Below are 2,657 nucleotides of genomic sequence, written 5' to 3' on the forward strand. Positions count from 1 at the left end.
CTTCGCATTATGTTCCCATCCGCCCGCGTCGCCGATGGCCGCCAGCAGGCGTTTGCCCTGGCCGCGTAGGCTCCGGACCCATAAAAACAGTTTCGCTTTTAAGCGCTTTCTGATTCAAGGCTCCCGAAGGGAGCCATCGGATGGACACGCACGTTTTCTGGCTGACGGACGAGCAGTTCGCTTGCAGAGCGGCATCTGCAAGGCGCCGACCAAACATTCTCCGCTCGCGGCGGCGTGACCCGAGGGACAGGCCAGCTCAAAGTGGCGCTCGAACACGACGGGTGGCTCAGACAGCGCAGAAGGTACGTCGATGAGACGGCTGCCTGGCTCGTCTGCACCGGTCAGGGAAAGTTCCTGATGGTGACTCCCTTCCTTATGGATTCCTTTGAAGTCCGCGATTTTCTCGCAGAGGCCATCTCCGGAACCTTCACCATCCAGATGATCTCTGCCGGTTCAATGCACGGCGCCGAGCAGCTTGCCGTGGCTGGGTGGACCACCCAGGTCGGTCCCACTGAAACCCACTAGCCGGGCGAGATTACCATTCGCACCCCCGTCAACAGTCGAGGCCAGTATATGTCGCGAACAAATCGCACCACTCCTTCCTGGCTCACACGAAAACCAGCGCAGCCAATGTGCGCAACGATCCAAAAACTGATCCAGAGACGGGACCGCAAACCCTTCGGCGCAAAATGTTAATCCACCACCCATCATCCAAAGTGGTTCGACACATTCCTTGATGATCACGGGCACCATGGCGCCGGTGGTTCACGCGACTGCAAGCGCCGCGCCGCCCGGACTTTGCCGACCTGCGCACAGAGGCCTTCTAAAGCCTAAAGCCACCTCCGACATCTCTGGGGCTTCCACAACCAGCGGCTTGATCTGCCAGGTGAGCGCAAACGGTGGGCCCACTTGCCCCCATGGCGATATGGCCATATATTCTCGGCATATCGCCACAATGAGGTGACGCCATGCAGGTCAGCACCCTCGAAGTTCTGGGAGGAGATCAGATCCTCGGCCTCCACATCTCCAACAATCAGGAGATGATCGGTTTACTCCGCAAGGGTATCCCTGTTGGTAGCATCGACAACATGATCAAGAGCGGCCTGCTCACGATGGCGGAAATCGACACAGTAGTCATTCCACGCAAGACGCTCGAGAACAGGCGCCGCATCGGCACCCTGACAACCGAGCAATCCGATCGTTTGTTGCGCGCCGCCAGCGTCGTCGCTAGAGCCGTCACGGTTTTCGGATCCAAAGACAAGGCAGGGGTCTGGCTCCGGCGCCGTACCACAGCTTTAAGCGGAGAAGCCCCGGTCTCGCTTCTCGACACCAGCACTGGCGCTGAACAGGTTCTCAATCTGCTTGGCCGTATTGAGCACGGGATCGCAGCCTGATGCGCATATGGCGCATTGCACAGACCCCTTACACCGACCTGACTGGTGAAGGCGCCCGTCTATATGGCGGACGCTGGAACTCCCCAGGACGCCCAATGGTCTACACAGCGGAAAACCCTGCGCTGGCAGCGCTTGAAATCCGGGTCCATCTCGATATCCCTCCCGAACTCCAACCGGACAACTACGTCCTCATCGCCATCGAGACTGGCAACGCCGCCATCAACGAAATGCCCTCCGACATCCAGGATCCAAGAGCGGCAGGGGACAATTGGTTGAGCCAGCTATCAAGTCCGATAGTCAGGGTCCCATCCATTATCGTCCCGGAATCATACAATTTCCTGATCAATCCGCGTCACCCCGCCAGTCCCCAAATCTCCGTTGAGTTCACCAAGCCAATATCGTTCGATCCCCGGCTTTGGGCACTCGAGAGCGGGCCACCACTCATCTAAGCGGCCGAACTAGTCACCCCAACTACCGCAGACCTACGGCCTTCTGGTCCCATGGCGCCGCTTCTACGCCGGCTACCACGCCGTGAAGCGCACAGCGGCGGCAGAGTCCTCCGCCTCCGCCCGCCATCGCACCTCAAACCCCCGAAAAAGGGCCCGCCACCACGGGCCTTTTCATTGCATGGACATCGGGTGTGACCTCACGGTCAACAAACCCAAGGAAAGAGACGCCATGCAGACGCGTTTCTCCTGCTGTCGCGCCTCCCTATCTCCGGTCCAAGATCCTTTTGGGACAAACCCAAACGGCTTGAAACCCCAAGAAGGACGACGACCATGGCTCGCAAGACCTCGCAGATGACGATCGCCGCGTCAAAGCCCTTTAACGAGCACCGGAAGGGCCTCTACATCTGCGCTGGAAACGCAGGCGCCGCCATCAGCGTCGATACGCGGCGCCGCTCGGAACGTGCCCGCAAGGGCAAGGGCTCCTACGACCGGCGCAAGGCGAACACCCTCTATCAGTGACCCCTCACTGATTTCTCCTGCGTCGCCCACCGGCCCACCGCGCCAGCCCTGGCTCACATGAGGCGTCACCCAAGAATTCGAGCGTCTGAAAATCGAGCGTATCGTTCTGGGATTTGATGGCGAACCACACCATCACCTGCATGGGTAATATCCGACAAGGAAACGCGACAGGACGCCACCGGCGGCCTTTTCCTTTCAAACAGCATGTTTGTGAGCCCAACCGCACCGCGCTGTCTACCAAGGCCTTCTGCCCCTGACTCATGCAGGGTTTTGTTGGGAGCGCGGACGTGATTCA

Annotated in this window: 4 protein-coding genes; all 4 read left to right on the forward strand. The window is 59.4% G+C overall.

What is annotated here, in order from left to right; translation table 11 throughout:
• Positions 1 to 357: 357 nt before the first annotated feature.
• The 4 genes from IE243_RS22445 to IE243_RS22460 all read left to right on the forward strand — a co-directional run bounded on the left by IE243_RS22445 (position 358) and on the right by IE243_RS22460 (position 2,362).
• Positions 358 to 525 (forward strand): hypothetical protein, encoded by a 168-nt coding sequence (locus IE243_RS22445; protein WP_191321510.1) that lies wholly within the window; start codon positions 358 to 360, stop codon positions 523 to 525.
• Positions 526 to 968: 443 nt separating this feature from the next.
• A complete protein-coding gene (locus IE243_RS22450; protein ID WP_191321511.1) occupies positions 969 to 1,394 on the forward strand; it encodes an Xre family toxin-antitoxin system antitoxin in 426 nt (141 codons plus the stop codon).
• A complete protein-coding gene (locus IE243_RS22455; protein ID WP_191321512.1) occupies positions 1,394 to 1,843 on the forward strand; it encodes an RES family NAD+ phosphorylase in 450 nt (149 codons plus the stop codon). Before IE243_RS22450 ends, IE243_RS22455 begins: the two co-directional genes overlap by 1 nt.
• Positions 1,844 to 2,173: 330 nt before the next feature.
• Positions 2,174 to 2,362: a hypothetical protein gene (locus IE243_RS22460; protein WP_191321513.1), complete on the forward strand. Its 189-nt coding sequence runs from the start codon at positions 2,174 to 2,176 to the stop codon at positions 2,360 to 2,362.
• Positions 2,363 to 2,657 lie beyond the last annotated feature (295 nt).

It is taken from the genome of Camelimonas fluminis (assembly GCF_014656355.1).
Taxonomy (GTDB): domain Bacteria; phylum Pseudomonadota; class Alphaproteobacteria; order Rhizobiales; family Beijerinckiaceae; genus Camelimonas; species Camelimonas fluminis.